At 53.0% G+C, this 14,373-nt stretch carries 10 protein-coding genes; all 10 read right to left on the bottom strand.

The features are described 5' to 3' along the window. Positions 1–208: 208 nt before the first annotated feature. The 10 genes from AB4Z33_RS06675 to AB4Z33_RS06720 all read right to left on the bottom strand — a co-directional run bounded on the left by AB4Z33_RS06675 (position 209) and on the right by AB4Z33_RS06720 (position 14,325). The gene (locus AB4Z33_RS06675; protein WP_442049178.1) at positions 209–1,273 is read right to left on the bottom strand and encodes a Gfo/Idh/MocA family protein; all 1,065 of its coding nucleotides are present in this window, start codon (positions 1,271–1,273) and stop codon (positions 209–211) included. A gap of 21 nt (positions 1,274–1,294) precedes the next feature. Then, positions 1,295–2,056, bottom strand: coding sequence for an N-acetylmannosamine-6-phosphate 2-epimerase (locus tag AB4Z33_RS06680; RefSeq protein ID WP_442049179.1), 762 nt, complete (start codon positions 2,054–2,056; stop codon positions 1,295–1,297). Then, on the bottom strand, positions 2,011–2,967 hold the full coding sequence (locus tag AB4Z33_RS06685; RefSeq protein ID WP_442049180.1) for an ROK family protein: 957 nt from the start codon (positions 2,965–2,967) through the stop codon (positions 2,011–2,013). The genes AB4Z33_RS06680 and AB4Z33_RS06685 overlap by 46 nt, the downstream gene beginning before the upstream one ends. 40 nt (positions 2,968–3,007) lie before the next feature. Beyond that, the gene (locus tag AB4Z33_RS06690) at positions 3,008–4,009 is read right to left on the bottom strand and encodes a carbohydrate ABC transporter permease (RefSeq protein ID WP_442049181.1); all 1,002 of its coding nucleotides are present in this window, start codon (positions 4,007–4,009) and stop codon (positions 3,008–3,010) included. Between the two features lie 15 nt (positions 4,010–4,024). Continuing rightward, entirely contained in the window at positions 4,025–4,927 is a 903-nt protein-coding gene (locus tag AB4Z33_RS06695) for a carbohydrate ABC transporter permease (protein ID WP_442049182.1), read from the bottom strand. Beyond that, positions 4,920–7,499, bottom strand: coding sequence for a DUF5696 domain-containing protein (locus AB4Z33_RS06700; protein WP_442049183.1), 2,580 nt, complete (start codon positions 7,497–7,499; stop codon positions 4,920–4,922). The genes AB4Z33_RS06695 and AB4Z33_RS06700 overlap by 8 nt, the downstream gene beginning before the upstream one ends. A 4-nt stretch (positions 7,500–7,503) precedes the next feature. Then, positions 7,504–9,567: a YIP1 family protein gene (locus tag AB4Z33_RS06705; protein WP_442049184.1), complete on the bottom strand. Its 2,064-nt coding sequence runs from the start codon at positions 9,565–9,567 to the stop codon at positions 7,504–7,506. Between the two features lie 21 nt (positions 9,568–9,588). Further along, positions 9,589–10,458: a carbohydrate ABC transporter permease gene (locus tag AB4Z33_RS06710; RefSeq protein ID WP_442049185.1), complete on the bottom strand. Its 870-nt coding sequence runs from the start codon at positions 10,456–10,458 to the stop codon at positions 9,589–9,591. Between the two features lie 4 nt (positions 10,459–10,462). Further along, positions 10,463–11,368 (bottom strand): carbohydrate ABC transporter permease, encoded by a 906-nt coding sequence (locus AB4Z33_RS06715; protein WP_442049240.1) that lies wholly within the window; start codon positions 11,366–11,368, stop codon positions 10,463–10,465. Positions 11,369–11,430: 62 nt separating this feature from the next. Further along, the gene (locus tag AB4Z33_RS06720; protein ID WP_442049186.1) at positions 11,431–14,325 is read right to left on the bottom strand and encodes an extracellular solute-binding protein; all 2,895 of its coding nucleotides are present in this window, start codon (positions 14,323–14,325) and stop codon (positions 11,431–11,433) included. Positions 14,326–14,373: the final 48 nt, after the last annotated feature.

Raw genomic sequence — 14,373 nt, forward strand, 5'->3', positions numbered from 1 at the left:
GCTCTAGCCTTTTGCATGGATTTCATACAATCAAAAGGCTAGAAACGAGAACAAATAAGCATTTGATTGGATTTAGTGCAGGCATATGGACAGGGAAGGGCTATTGAGAGCTAAAATGCCAGTTTTGACTGTATGTTATCCACTCTAAATTCACTTAACTGGTGATTGAAACCAATAAGACTGTATGAAATACAGGCAACAAATAACCTCAGTAGTCAAACTGAATTTCTTTGCCCAGCGCCGCCGATTCGTAGATGCCGCACAGCATTTTCATAACCTCCACACCGTCCTCCACGGGGCTGCGCGTTTCCTTTCTGCCGAGACAGCTGTCAATGAAGTGGTTGATTTCGTTTTGGAAGCCGCCCGTAAAATCGAAAGCCAGCTGGTCGACCTGCGGCGTGACGTTAAGGATCGTGTCATGTTTCTCCGCAACGATGAACAAGCCTGGCTCGATCTCCGCGCCGCCTTTGTCGCCGTACAGTTTGACCGTAATTTCATCCTGCTTCGCATGGAGCGTGAAGCTTACGTCGACCATCAGAGATGCGCCGTTCTCGAAGCGGATGATCGCGTTAGCCAAGTCTTCCACCGTATTTTTGCTGGAATCGTAATCCGATGCTTGATAGAAAGAGAGATTGTTGATATGGGCTCGGTTGCCAAGCTGGGAATAGGTATTGCCGCTAATCGATTTCACCTTCGGCTTGCCCATTAAATACCAGCAAATATCGATGATATGGACGCCGAGGTCGATAAGCGGTCCGCCGCCGGACCGCTCTTTGTCCGCGAACCAGCCTCCCGGATTGCCTAACCTGCGCAAGCAAGTCGCTTTGGCATAGTAGATTTCGCCGAGCTCTCCCGCCTTAATGAATTGGTTCAAAATATCGGTGTTCGAGCCGTATCGACGGACGAAGCCGACCTGGAGCACTTTGCCGCTCTTCTTCACCGCCTCCTCCACGCGCAGCGCTTCTTCAACCGTCTTGCAAAGCGGCTTCTCCACGAGCACATGCTTACCGGCTGCCACCGCGGCGATGCTTATTTCGGCATGCGAATTGTTCCATGTGCAGATGCTGACGGCGTCGATTGCCGGATCGGCCAACAGCTCGCGGTAGTCGGTGAATACATGTTCCGCGCCGTATGCGGCCGCCTTCTTCTTAGCGCGTTCTTCGTTCAAATCGCAAATGGCATAGATCGTTACTTCAGGGTTGCGGGAATAGGATCCCAGATGAAATTCCGAGATGCTTCCCGCGCCAATGACACCGATATTTACTTTTTTCATAGGTCAACATCGCTCCCTCTTCTATAAATCGAATCCGTCCTCGAAGACTTGCAACTGTTCGTTGATGCGCGTTACGAACCGCCTTACGATTTCTTGAGGCCGCGTAATAGCCGTACCGACGACGACGGCATGCGCACCGGCTTCAAAGCAGCGTACGCACTCGTCGATCGTCCATATTCGCCCCTCTGCGAATACCGGCACCTTTCCGAGCACGGCCAGCCTCGCTACCAATGCAATATCGGGGACAGACTGCTGCGGACTATGCGGCGTATACCCCGACATCGTTGTCGAGACGACGTCAACGCCGAGCTGCATCGCGGCAATGCCTTCCTCGAAGGTGGACACATCGGCCATTATAGGGGTTTCGGGAAAGCTCTTGCGAATGTCCGCGATAAGCCTTTCGAGCGTGTCGTTGCCCGGCCTCGTCATCGCGGTGCTGTCGATCGCAACAACATCAGCCCCGGCGCGGACGATTTCCTGCACCTCCCGAAACGTAGGGGTAATGTATACCTCGCTGTCCGGGTAATGTTTTTTGTAGAGACCGATTACCGGAACCGTGCACCTCATCTTAATAGCGGCTATATCCAGAGGCGTATTCGCCCGGATGGCAGCCGCTCCGCCCGCCTCCGCCGCGACAGCCATCGCAGCCATCATATCCGATCCGAATAAAGGCTCGTTCGCAAGCGCTTGGCATGATACGATGAATCCGTCTTTGAGTCCCGCGATTGTCGGATGGATCATAGAGACACCTGCTTGCCGATCGACCCCGTATTGTACAGCCATACCTGCGCCGCCGCTCCAATGACGCCGGCATTCGCGCCTGCGGAAGCCGACATGATGCGGCAATCGTTCCACATGCTCGGCGATGTTCTATCTTCAGCCTGCTTCGTCAAAGCCGCAAAAAAAGGTTCGCCCGCTTCGGCTACCCCTCCGCCAATTATAATCGCCTGCGGATTAAACGCATGAATGATGCCGCCAATGGCTGAGGCAAGCGCGCGAACGGCCGTATCCATCGCTTTTGCTGCAACCGCGTCGCCTTCCATCCAGCTTGCGATCACCTCCTTGGCGGTGATCTCGTCTCCGTACTTGCCGAAGGCATGCCCGGCCTCTTTCGCCAGCCTCGCCAAGCTCGGACCYGAAGCATAAAGCTCAAGACAACCATAATTGCCGYAGCTGCAGCGAGAACCGTTGAAATCAACGGATATATGACCCAGCTCCCCTGCTCCTCCGGAGATGCCCCGCAGCAGCTTCCCGGATTCCACAACAGCGCCGCCTACGCCGGTGCCCAGTGCCAAACAAACGAAATGATCGAGCCCTTTAGCTGAGCCAAAGCATTTCTCCGCGACGGCGATGACGTTCACATCATTATCGACGAAGACTGGCAGCCCGAAGCTGTTCTCCACGATTCGCTTAATCGGCGTACCCGTCCAGCCCGGTAGCGTATCGACCGCGAACGAAACGGAGCCGGAGCGAAAATCGATTTGACCCGCGCTGCCAATCCCAATCCCGTCTATCGAGCCGCCGCCGGAACTCATCAACCGGCTTATGCCGCCCAATACCTTTTGCATCACATGCTCAGGTCCTAACGCGGCGCCTGTTGCTTCTGTTTGCAGTTCGGCAATCGTACCTTCCTCGTCAACGATCGCAAAATGGATCTTGGTCCCGCCTATATCTACACCAACTGCATAGCTCATAGCAGCACTCCTCCGTCATATGCCGTCTGGATTGTTCCCGCTAGCCTACCAGGCCCGTGCGCTCCACGCTCTCGACAAAATACTTTTGCGCGAATAGATAGAGAATGAAGATCGGCAAGATGCCGAGCAAAATACCTGTGTTCAAATAGAGCGATGTATGCGAAATACCCCCTACATATTCAGGCCGTACGGCGCCAGGCAGCAGATCGAGCATTCTGGCCAGCAGCGTGTAGTTCGGAGCGAACAAATTAACGAAGTAGCTGTCGTTCCATTGCCAGATGAAGGAGAACAGCAGCACCGTGGCGATGCCTGGCACCGCGTTGGGGAGCATCACCCGGACGAACGTACCTGGAATGCCCGCCCCGTCCACGTAGGCGGCTTCCTCCAAATCCTTCGGCAGCGATCGGAAAAACTGTCGGAAGATAAAGATGTACAAGCCGTTTTTCAAACCCATGGCAAGACCCGACGAGATGAAGAACGGCCAGAAACTTTCGAGCAGGTTCACGCCCTTGCTGCCGGTGAACAGCCCATACAGCCCGAATACGTCGAAGAAACGGTAATGCAAATACGTCGGTACCATAATCGTTTGCGGCGGAACGACGATCGTGAAGATAACGATGCCGAATAGGATCGAGCTGCCGCGAAACCTTAATCTGGCAAAGCCGTAACCCGCAAGCGCGCAGGATACGAGCTGGAGCACCGATGTCCCGATGCTGAGCAGCAGCGTATTCGTAACCGCCTCCGGATAACGAAGATAGTCCATGACGGTTTGGATGTTCTCCAGCGTAAAATRCCGCGGCAGCCAGACAACGGTTGCATCGAACATATCCTGCTTATCGCGCAGCGCGATCGATATCTTCGTAAGAATCGGATACATAATAATGAAGCATATGCCGGTGACGAGCACGGAACGGACGATGACCCAAAGCAAATGCTTCGCTTTCTCGACCGGGCTATGGCGGTCATTCCATCTTGCAGCCGTCAAGGCAGCAGAGGCAGCTGCTTCTGACAGGCGGTTTGGCTGTGATTTATTCGACTCCATCGTTCTGCCCCTCCCTTAATCGTAATAAAAGACGCGCTTTGAGATCGCATACGTTGAGACCGCCAATAGGAGCGATATGACGAGAAAATAAATCCAAGACATCGCGGAGCTTACGCCGAAATCCAATCTGCCGAAGGCCGAATCCTGAATCATTTGCGTGAGGCTGTTGTCGTAGAAGGAGTCGATAATGGAATACACCACATTCGTCAAAATAAGCGGCGAAATCATCGGAAACGTTATTTTCCAAAAGGATTCGTAGCCCGTCGCTCCTTCGATCTTCGCCGCCTCGTACAACGAAGGCGATATGGATTGCAGGCCGGCCAGAAATATAAGAATCTGCACGCCCGACGAGCTGATAATCTGATATATACGGTCTACGGCTCCCGTCAAATAACTGACGATATCCATGCTCAGTCCCGCTTGCAGCAGCAGCGGCCGCAGCTCGATGCTGCGCAATCCGGAGTAGTTGCCCTCCATATCCGCGGATGCGGAGCCGATCATTTGCGCCAAGAAGTTGCCATTGTCCAGCTTGGCGATTACCCCCKAGGCGAGTACGACGGGCAGAAATATGATTGCCCTAGCTAACATTCTCCCTCTGAACTTCTGCGCCAGCAGCGTCGCCGTGAATAAGCTGAAAAACGTAATGAGCGGCACGTCGAGCAGCATTCTGGTTACGGCATCGGTTAACGTCCTCACGTACCAAGCGTCAACGAAAAAAATGTTGTGATAGTTTTGCAGCCCGACGAACTGGAGCGAATAACCTTCGGCATTCAGCGACAGCTTATTGAAGCTGAACAACAGCGATTGGACAAACGGGATCAGCATGAGCAGCAGAAATCCAAGCAGCCAAGGAGTAACGAACAGCATGCCGTATATAGCCTTCTTTCGCTGCAGGCTATTGGTTCGTTTATTAGCCATCCGTATCCCCCCTGACCCAATAATCGTTGGCTGAGACCGTTGTTCCCTCATATTCAAACGGCTCGTCGCCGTAATTGACGATGACGCCTATACCGTTCTCGTATTCGGTTTTGTACACCTGCTCGGCTAACCGCTCGTGGTCCGTCATGCTCTGCCCTTGTACCTTATTAAGCACGGCTGCCACCTCGGCATAAGCATCTACCGCTTCGTCCAACCATTGCTTGTAATGATTGGAATAGAGATAGCTGAACCTCGTATCCTTCAGAATCGAGGGCTCTTCATAAAACCAGCTGAAGTACACGTTCGAGCCTGTTTCGAGCGAGCGCAGCACGTTTTCCCGCACATCCTGCTCATCTGCCGTATTGTACGCCTTGCCCGCGTATTCCACATAGCCGTGCAGCGCCAATTGGATGAAAGGAACGGATTCGCCGGCAAGCTGATATTCATTGCTCTTCTGCGGCAGGTTCACGATATGCGATACGAATGGCAGCGCGTATGCATTGCCGCCGTTCACCATAATGTCGGGCGATTGTTCCCGGATTCGTTCGAATGCCGCGATTACTTTCCGTTTGGCGTTCTCTCTCGTCACTTCTCCGCTTCTTCGGAAGTCCGAATAGAGCTCGGAGCCTAGGTCGCGCAAAGAAATGGAGCCTAGATTCAGCTTCCCGTAGTCGGATAAAAACCCTTTTACCGTTGCTTCGAGCTTTGCCGGCGACAGCAAATAATGCGAAAACCGATCGCTGCGGAAATAAGCAGCCCGGTCGAAATCGTATATCTTCGCGTAGCGGCGCGAGATGTATTGCGCAGCGTTCTCGCCCTTGCTGAAGCTTYCGGAATCGCGGTATACGCGCAGCAACGCCGTATCTGGATAAAAGCCRCCACCCCCTGCCTGAAGCATCGCCGCCAATTGCTTCCACTCGCTCTGGCTGCCGATGACGCCATCCATATCGATTGACGACGCCCGTTCATGGTTCAGCCCATCGTTGAACCAGCCCTTGTAGCTAAGGCGAATGTTGCCGATATGCTTCGAATTCAGCTTCTCTACGATCATCTCCGCCTGCTCAAGATCAGTTAACGGTACAATCGCTTCGTATGGAAAGCCAAGCCAGTTTTTTGTCTTCGGAATGCTGCCCGTCAGCTCCAGATAAAAAGGCGCTTCGCCTCCCTGCTTTAACTTCTGCATCCCGTAAGTTTCCTCTAGGTAGGAACGGTAGCTGGCCGCCATGCCGGCATAATCGGCTTGCTCCCCGCTTAGAAACGAGTAACGGATTTTGAGCTGGCCGCGATAGGTTTGCACCGGCGTCTTGTGCATTATTTCGTTAGCGCTTAATCGCACCTCGTCCTTAGGCAATATCGTAAATTGCGTCGCTACCGTATTAAATTCATGCAGTCTGCCGCTGATGTCCGCGGATAGCTTGGCGAGCGCATCGCCTTCCTCGATGACTGCAAGGAAAGCCGCGTCGTTTTTTTTCATCCCGAATACCGGCAATCGGCTCGGCTCCAGCGTGTTGAACTTCTCCCGCACATAAATCGTCGAATCTTCGCCGTAGACCGGAATCAAGATCGGCTGCGCCAAGTTTTTGCCGCTGTTGAAGCGAACGAGCGTACCTGAGCCGTCAGGCAATAAAATATAGCCGTCGTCCCCCGTTCCCGCCGCGCCGAAATTTTCGAGCACATTAATCGTATGGATCCGGTAAGGCGGCGTATCTTCCGTCATCGTGTTTGTATCAACCGATGCGATCAGTTGCTTCCCATCGAGCGTATAGTCAAGCGTCACCGAAAATTTCGGATTGGCATTCGCCTCGGCATCTGCCTCGCCCTGTCCGCTGCCGCCGCCATTGTCGATGGCTAAATCCTCTTCCGAATATTCCATCTTCTCGAAGAGCGCGAGCAGCCTCTTCACGACCGCCTTCGGTATTTCTCGCCGTTCATACTCGCCCGCTGCTTCATTGAATTTATAGCGGATCTTAAGCTGCTCTTGGTCGGCCGGGTCTTCCAGCCGCGCGAGCAGCCGTTCCTCGAACCGTTCCTTGCTCACCTTCTGCGGGATCGACTCCAGCCCTTTCTCGGGGTTTCCAAAATGATAGGTGACCGAAACGCCGCTATCGGATCCTTTAATTTCAAATTGATTAAACTTTACGCTGTTGTTATAGCTGTCATAGTCTTTGTTCTGCCCGTTTTTGGTCAAATAAACGAACGACAGCTGCGCCGATAACTTTCCTTTAAGATAAGGCGAAGCCAGCTTATCGCCCGAGCTGTCCGGGTTCGAACGCCATATCTGTCCGCTTTCAAGGTCGAGCACCGCTATCTCCGCCGTCGTCCTGCTAATATACAAACGAAGAGCGCTATTTTCCAAAATGGGCTCGAGGCCTGCGATTTGAGGTTCAATGCTCGCGGACGGATCAAGAGCCTTCAGCGTCTCGTCCGGCGTACTGCTATCGATTTTGCTAGCGCTGGGTGCAGCGCTGTCTTGGTGTTCGTTGCCGCTAGACGCAGAGGAGCAGGCCGAGGCCGCAATCATCATGGACGTCAGGAACACAACGGCCAAGCTTCGGATTCGATGTTTGGTCACGTCATTATCCCTCCCCTATCCTGAACATCGCCTCTTTGTAAATCGTGGTCACGAACGATATCATCTGCTGAGCCAGACTGAAGAAGAGCAGACCCAAAAATATAATGATTCCCATTACGATCATCGTCAGCAGCATCGTCATTACGGTTTTGGTGACCGTGTATTGGTGCACAGTAAGCATCGCTACAAAGAGCAGCCCGATAAACCATATAAATCCGGCCGATCCTAGCAGACGATAGAAAGAGCCTTCTTGCATAGTGATGATATTTGACAATAGGATGAGCGGAATTTGCATAAGGATGACGGGAACCAATGCATAGGCGCTTGCCGTGACGATTTCCTTGAACTTGCCTTCGCCGTCCATCAGAGTCGTCGTCGACCAATTCGCGATGCACCATAACATAAAAGGCAGAAGGACGAACTTGACCTCGTCGATGACGCTCACGTTATCGGCGCTTACGCTTGGATTAAAGATAAAGCCGGTATATTGCCGCTTGAGCACATAGAGAAGCGACAGCAGCAGAAGCAGCAGAACCGCAAACCAAACCTTCCCTTTTCGCTCGAACTTGAGTTCCCAGAAGCCGTTGAACGGATGAAATATCGTATACCAGGCAAAACCCGCTATCCCAGGCTCGGCTTTATTCCGCTTGATCGCAACCCGCGCTGCGATAAGCAGTATAGCTGCAGCAATCGCAATCGCTGCGATTTTGCCGAAATGCTCCCACATGAAGTCTTTGCGGTACCTTTCGAAAGCTCTGGAATAATACTCGCGGTGCATGCCTAACTTGAAATTGTTCATCGCTTCTTTGTTATTGCCTTGCCTAAGCTCCGCTTTGCCGATGCCCAAATAGGCGATCTCCAAATTCGAATTCAAGCCAAGCGCCTCGCGCCATTTCTCGACCGACTTTTGCTCCTCCCCCGTGTCATTGTAGATGACAGCTTGGCGAATGACCTTGCCGTACCTTGTAGGCTCGAAGACGACAAGCTGGTTCAGTCCTTTGTCCAGCACGACCATTTTGTCGCCGAGCATATCGATATCGGCCGGCGTCTTGAACGTTCCGATCTGTTCGCCGAGCAATCCGTATATATACATCAACTTGCCTTCCCGGTCATACGTAAATATTCGGCCGCGCGTGCTGTCGAGAATGCTGTAAATGCCGTTTTGGTCAAGCGCGACGCTTTGGATCGCGGATGTACCGGGTCTCGTGCCGCCGGTGCGGAACCGAATATCCCCTTTGGGAGGATGATAGCCCGAACGCTTCAATACATCAGCTCCCGATGGGTTTAACCGTTTCACCGGCGCATTCGAGAACGCTTCGCTCGTCGTCGTATAGATGAAGCCTTCGCCGTCGATATCCACGTTGTTGAACTCGACCGGAATGAACAACGCCATCTTCGAGCGCTGCTCCTTCGTCATGATCCGTTTCCAGAAAAGGTCGGCGACGTTGACCCGTACGTTGTTGACGCCGATAAAGCCGGAAAATTGACCGCCGGAATCGAACTGCATAATGCCGTTGAAGACGCCTTTGCCTACCACGTACAGCCGGCCGGCCGAGTCGCCGACGAGCTTAATCGGCTCGTAAACGAAACCGGCTCCAATCACGTCGCTTTGAGGCGCTCCGATGACCTTTACCAGATCGCCGTCCTTCGTCAGTTCGACGATCCGCTTATTGCCCGTGTCCGCAACGAGCAGATTGCCGTTCGTACGGACGAACAAGCCTTGCGGCGCGAGGAAATGATCACTCTGGCCGTCGTTCATGAATGTTTCGATCGTACGTGCCGTGACAGCTTCTTCATCCAAAACCACGATCCGGTTATTGCCCGTGTCCGCAACGTATATTTGGCTATCTGTTGTGATGAATAGATCTTCCGGTGATCGGAATGGCCCCGTAGACAGCGACTGTCCGGAGATTTGCTTGAACGGCAAATAGGGGTTAGGCGCAGGCTCGGGCTCTCCCCACCAGGAATAGTTGTAGCCGTCGTACGGTGCGGCGGATACCGGAACAGCCGTGCTAACCATCACGAGCATTAGCGGGAAGAGCAGCATCATTTTTATGAATCGGTTCAACGTAAGCCTCCCCTTTCCCCGTTAATCTTTCATGCCGGAGGTGGACATCGTTTGGATCACGCTGCTTTGCGATAATAGGAAGATGAGGATCGGAACGGTCAGCAGAAGTAACGTAGCCGCCATGGACGGTCCTGTCCGAATAATACCGCCCGCCAATATTTGCCCGAGCGCGTAATCGATCGTTTTAAGCTGCTCGCTGTAGATGTACATCGAGCCGGCGGCTCCGCCCGCTCCCCACAAGCCTTGGAACGAGAAGATGATAAGCGTAAGCCAAGCCGGCTTGACGACCGGCATAACGACGTTCCAGAAAATACGAAGCTCGCTGCAGCCGTCGATTTGCGCCGCTTCGAGCAGCGAATCGGGAATCTGCTCCATGAATTGCTTCATTAAATAGAGCCCGAGCGAGGAGCCGATCGCCGGCACGATGACCGCCCAGTGCGTATCGAGAAAGCCTAGCCACGACATCGTCATATAGTTCGTAATTTGCGTGACCGTGGCGGAGAACATCAGCGATAGAACGACGATTCCGAACAGCGCCCCTCTGCCCGGAAATTTACGTTTGGCCAACGGGTACGCCGCGAGCGAAGCGATAATAACATGCCCTACCGTGCCTGCAATAGCGATAAAAAAGGTATTGAAAATATATCTAGTGAAAGGGACCCAAGAGCCGGACAGCAAATGATAGAGATCCGTGAAGTTCGTTAGCGTAGGCTGATGAACGAAAAAATCGGGCGGAAACTTCAGTATTTCGTTAATCGGCTTAAAGGCGTTGCTAATAACGAACACAAGCGGCATCGCCATGAAATAACCGACCGCCGCCAAAATGAGGAACAGGAAAATGTCGCCCGCCCACGACCGGTTTACTCTCTTTCTTCTTAAAATAGCCAGCATCGCCTCACTCACCTACCTTCGCAAGCAGCCTTCGTACGATCAGGTTGGAGCCTAGCATCATAGCGAATAAGACGGTTGCAATGGCCGATGCGTAGCCCATCTCGAAACGGATCGAGCCGTAATCCATCAGATGCGTAACGATCGTATGGCCGGCGTATTTGACGCTGGGGAATCCGGCGAGCGCCGTCGCCACCTCGGCAACGCCGAACGAAGCCGTTATTTGAATGACCGCGCCGAACATGAGCATCGGTCTCATCGAAGGAAGGGTGATGAACCATAGCTCCTGCCAGCGGTTGCGGATGCCATCGATCGCTCCGGCCTCGAATAAATTTTTGTCCAAACTTTGCAGACCGGCGATAAACGCCAGAAAGCTCGTACCGAGACTAAGCCAAAGCTGGACGATAATGATGATCGCCAAAATGTATTTAGGCGTCTTCAACCATAAAATCGGCTCCAGGATCAGATGCCATTTGAGCAGGAAGGCATTAATATAGCCGTAGGAATCGCTGCTGAACAGCAGTGTCCATACGATAAACGCGCTGCCGGACAATGCCGGCGCGTAGAATACGAGCGTCGCGAAAGCTCTAAGCTTAGGCGGAAATTCATTGATGATCCAAGCGAGCACGAAGCAGGCGATATAGCTGACCGGGCCGGTAATCGCGGCGAATATGAGCGTGTTCTTAAGCGCGATCAGGAAAACGTCGTCCCTAACGAACAACTGAGCGTAATTTCTCCAGCCGACCCATTGCGGAAATTCAAGCATATTGAAGTTCGTGAAGCTGACAAGCAGCGACAAGCAGACGGGAAGGACGGTAAACGTGAAGAAAATAAGGAAGAAAGGCGCCAGCATCGCATAAATCATTTTGTTGCGCCTGACTTCCTTCCACATTTGATGGGCCCGAATGCGCATCTGCTTGTTTCCTAACGAAAGTTTGGCTTTCTTGACAAGCTGGTTCATGCGGACTCTCCCTTCTATCTCGTCGGCAAGTCGAACTCCTGACGCTTGATCGTAATCTCTTGATTGATCGTCCGCACATAGTTTTCCAGCGTCTCGCGCGGCTCGCTTCCTTCGGTGTACACCTCGTAGAACGCATTGTACAGGTGGCGGTCCAGCGAGTAGCCGCCGGGAACGGCAGGCCGTCCGACAACCCATTCGAGCTCATCCGTCAGCTGCTTCATTTCCTTGGCCGACCAAGGCAGCCGCGCAAGCGCCTCCAGATTGGCGGCGGCATAACGTGCCGATTCGCCAAGAATGGCTTCCATCTCGCGTCCGAACGTCACCTGCGCTTCCGTATCGGTCCACCATTTCATGAACGCCCAGCCCGCTTCCTTGTTTTTGGCGTTGTCGAACATGACCGTGCCCGTTGCCGAGCTCATCGTATCGTGACGGACCGTTCCGTCCTCCGATATCGTTCCAGGAACCGCAACAAAACTCCACTGTCCTCTAATTTCGGGCGCGAATATGGTCAAGAAATTGTAAGTCGTGTAGTCGGCGATGCCTATCGGCATCTCCCCTGTCCGGAAACGATTTATGAAATCGAATTCGATCGGAAGCTTGTAGTTCGTATACAGCTCCGTCCACTTACGGAACGTTTCGATTCCGATCTCCGAATCCAAATCCGTTGCGATGCCGTCCTCCTGATAATACTGGCCGCCGTTCTGGTAGAGCATCGACTCGAACACGATATTTTGCGGCAGCGCAAGATCCATGTTGTGCTTCTGYAGCTCCGGAATGATTCGGTACATATCTTCCCATGTCTTCGGAACGCCCAGCTTCAGCTCTTCCAAAATGTCCTTCCGATAAAAAAGCATCGGGAAGGATTGCGTCTCCGGCACCGCATATACGCCGTTCCGATATTTGAAGCCGGCAAAGGCACTGTCCTTGAAGCGGCTTTGCACCGCCTCGAAGTCGGGGAACACCGTYAAATCCTGCAGCGCGCCGCGCAGCGCAAAGTTGATGACATCGCCTTGCGTGAGCGCGATATCCGGGCCTTTGCCCGCAAGCGTCGCCGGCAGGACGACCGCCGGACTGACAAGCTGCAAGTTCACCTCGATCCCGGTCTGCGGCGTGAACGAGTTATCGATCATAGAGCGAAGCAGCTGCGCCTGATCCCTGCCTGCGGCAATCCAGACATTAATGCTCTTTCCATCCTGTTCCCCGTTGCTAATATGGCTGTAATCCTCCGAGAACGATCTTGCGAAGGACATTACTTCATGCACCGATTTGCCGACTATTCCCTTGCTAACCTTAGGGGAGGACATGTCAGGCGATTTGAAATACAAATAGTCGATTTCGAGCGGCTGCTCGTTCACGGTTAGCAGCCAAGTGCCCAGCGCCGTCACATTATCCTTAAAGCTCTTAAGCCGCGAGGTCAGCGTCTCCGTCCGGCTGCCCAAATCGCCCAGCTGATAAGACGTCGTCCGCAGGATCGTCGTGCTCGCGCTCGTTCCTCCAACCATTTCGTCCATGCGGTCGGCAGCATTTTCCAGCAGCTTGCTCTGCTCCTCGAAGACGGCCTGCAGCTCGGGAATTTTTTTCTCAAGCTCGTAATCCCTTAGCGGGTCAGGCGCAGCCGAAGTGATCATAATGATCTTGAGATACAAGGCGTTAAGCTGCTGAATGCTTGTGCGCACCATGCGGATAATTTCCGCCAGTTCGCCCATCGTCAGCTCCAGCTTGATCTGATGTTTGCCTTTCGTGAGATGGTAAAGATAAGGAACGCCGTCTTCCCCGGGCGAGCCCATCTGCCAAGCGCCGTCATAAGGGAAAGGGATTGCCTCCGACTCCTTGAAGGGAATAACCCCGTCAATCGTTAGCTCTCTGACGACATTGACGCCTCTGACCGTATTTTGCTTATAGCGAAGACCGAATTCATAAAGTCCGTCCTCCGGAATATCCACATCCCAGGAAATCCATTGACCGGGTATTTTCCAATTGACGCCGCCGATCGTATTCATTCTGATTTTGGACACATGGTACGGCTCCGTCCCCGGGCTCGACCGATCGTTCAGCGGGTAAAGGGACGGATTGGATTTGAATGCGGCACTCTCGCCTTGAAACTTAATAAACAAGCCGCTGGTCGGTTCATAACCGCGGTTCTTATAGTCAGTCGCTACCTGTTCGTAGGATGGAATCTCTTGTTGCTGATAAAGCTTCAAATAGTCTATGATCATCGGTTCTCTTAGAGAAACGAGTGTCAGTCGATGTTGGCCTTTGGTCAAATAAAACGAGAACGGATCCCGATAATAGCCTTCCGCATCTCTTAAGACGCTTTCCTGCCACTGCGGGCTTTCTACCTGTCTCGGTCTCAAATCATTGCCCCTCGCGTCCTGCGTAAATCCGGACGTTTCATTGCGCCATACCCGCGAGAATACGAGTCTGGATGCCTCCTCGAAAGGCGCGCTTCCGTCTATTAGCAGCTCTCTTTCAATCGGCGAGGTGTTGCCCTCTATCGGAAAATAACGCAAACCCAAATGATACAGGCCGTCCTCAGGCACATCGATATCCCAATGAATAGCGCCCGATTCTTTCGTAGAGACGACAGGCGTAGCAGCTTCTTCATAACTTTCAATCGTAATGGCATCCATGCCGTCGACAGCCGCATAAGATTCGCCTTCGATAGTCTGTTCTACGGCCGGCTTAGCCGCATCCGCATGTTCGGATAGATACGCTTCATATCGGTTACCCGCTAAGATTTGGCCTTTGATCGGTTCGCCGATCAGCTCCGTCATCTCCGTAATTGGCGCAAGCACGTATTCGCTTCCTGACGACCGGTTCGCGGGAACGATGAAGACGAGTATCAGAACGATGATTAGGGCCAGCAGGACATAAGCCGATCTCTTGGTTCTCCTGGTTGCCTTCAGCATGCGAACCCCTCATTCCTGTTTACGATGTTGATGWGATGATGTGGAAAG

This window comes from Paenibacillus sp. 2TAB19 (genome assembly GCF_052115185.1).
In the GTDB taxonomy this organism is placed as follows: domain Bacteria; phylum Bacillota; class Bacilli; order Paenibacillales; family Paenibacillaceae; genus Pristimantibacillus.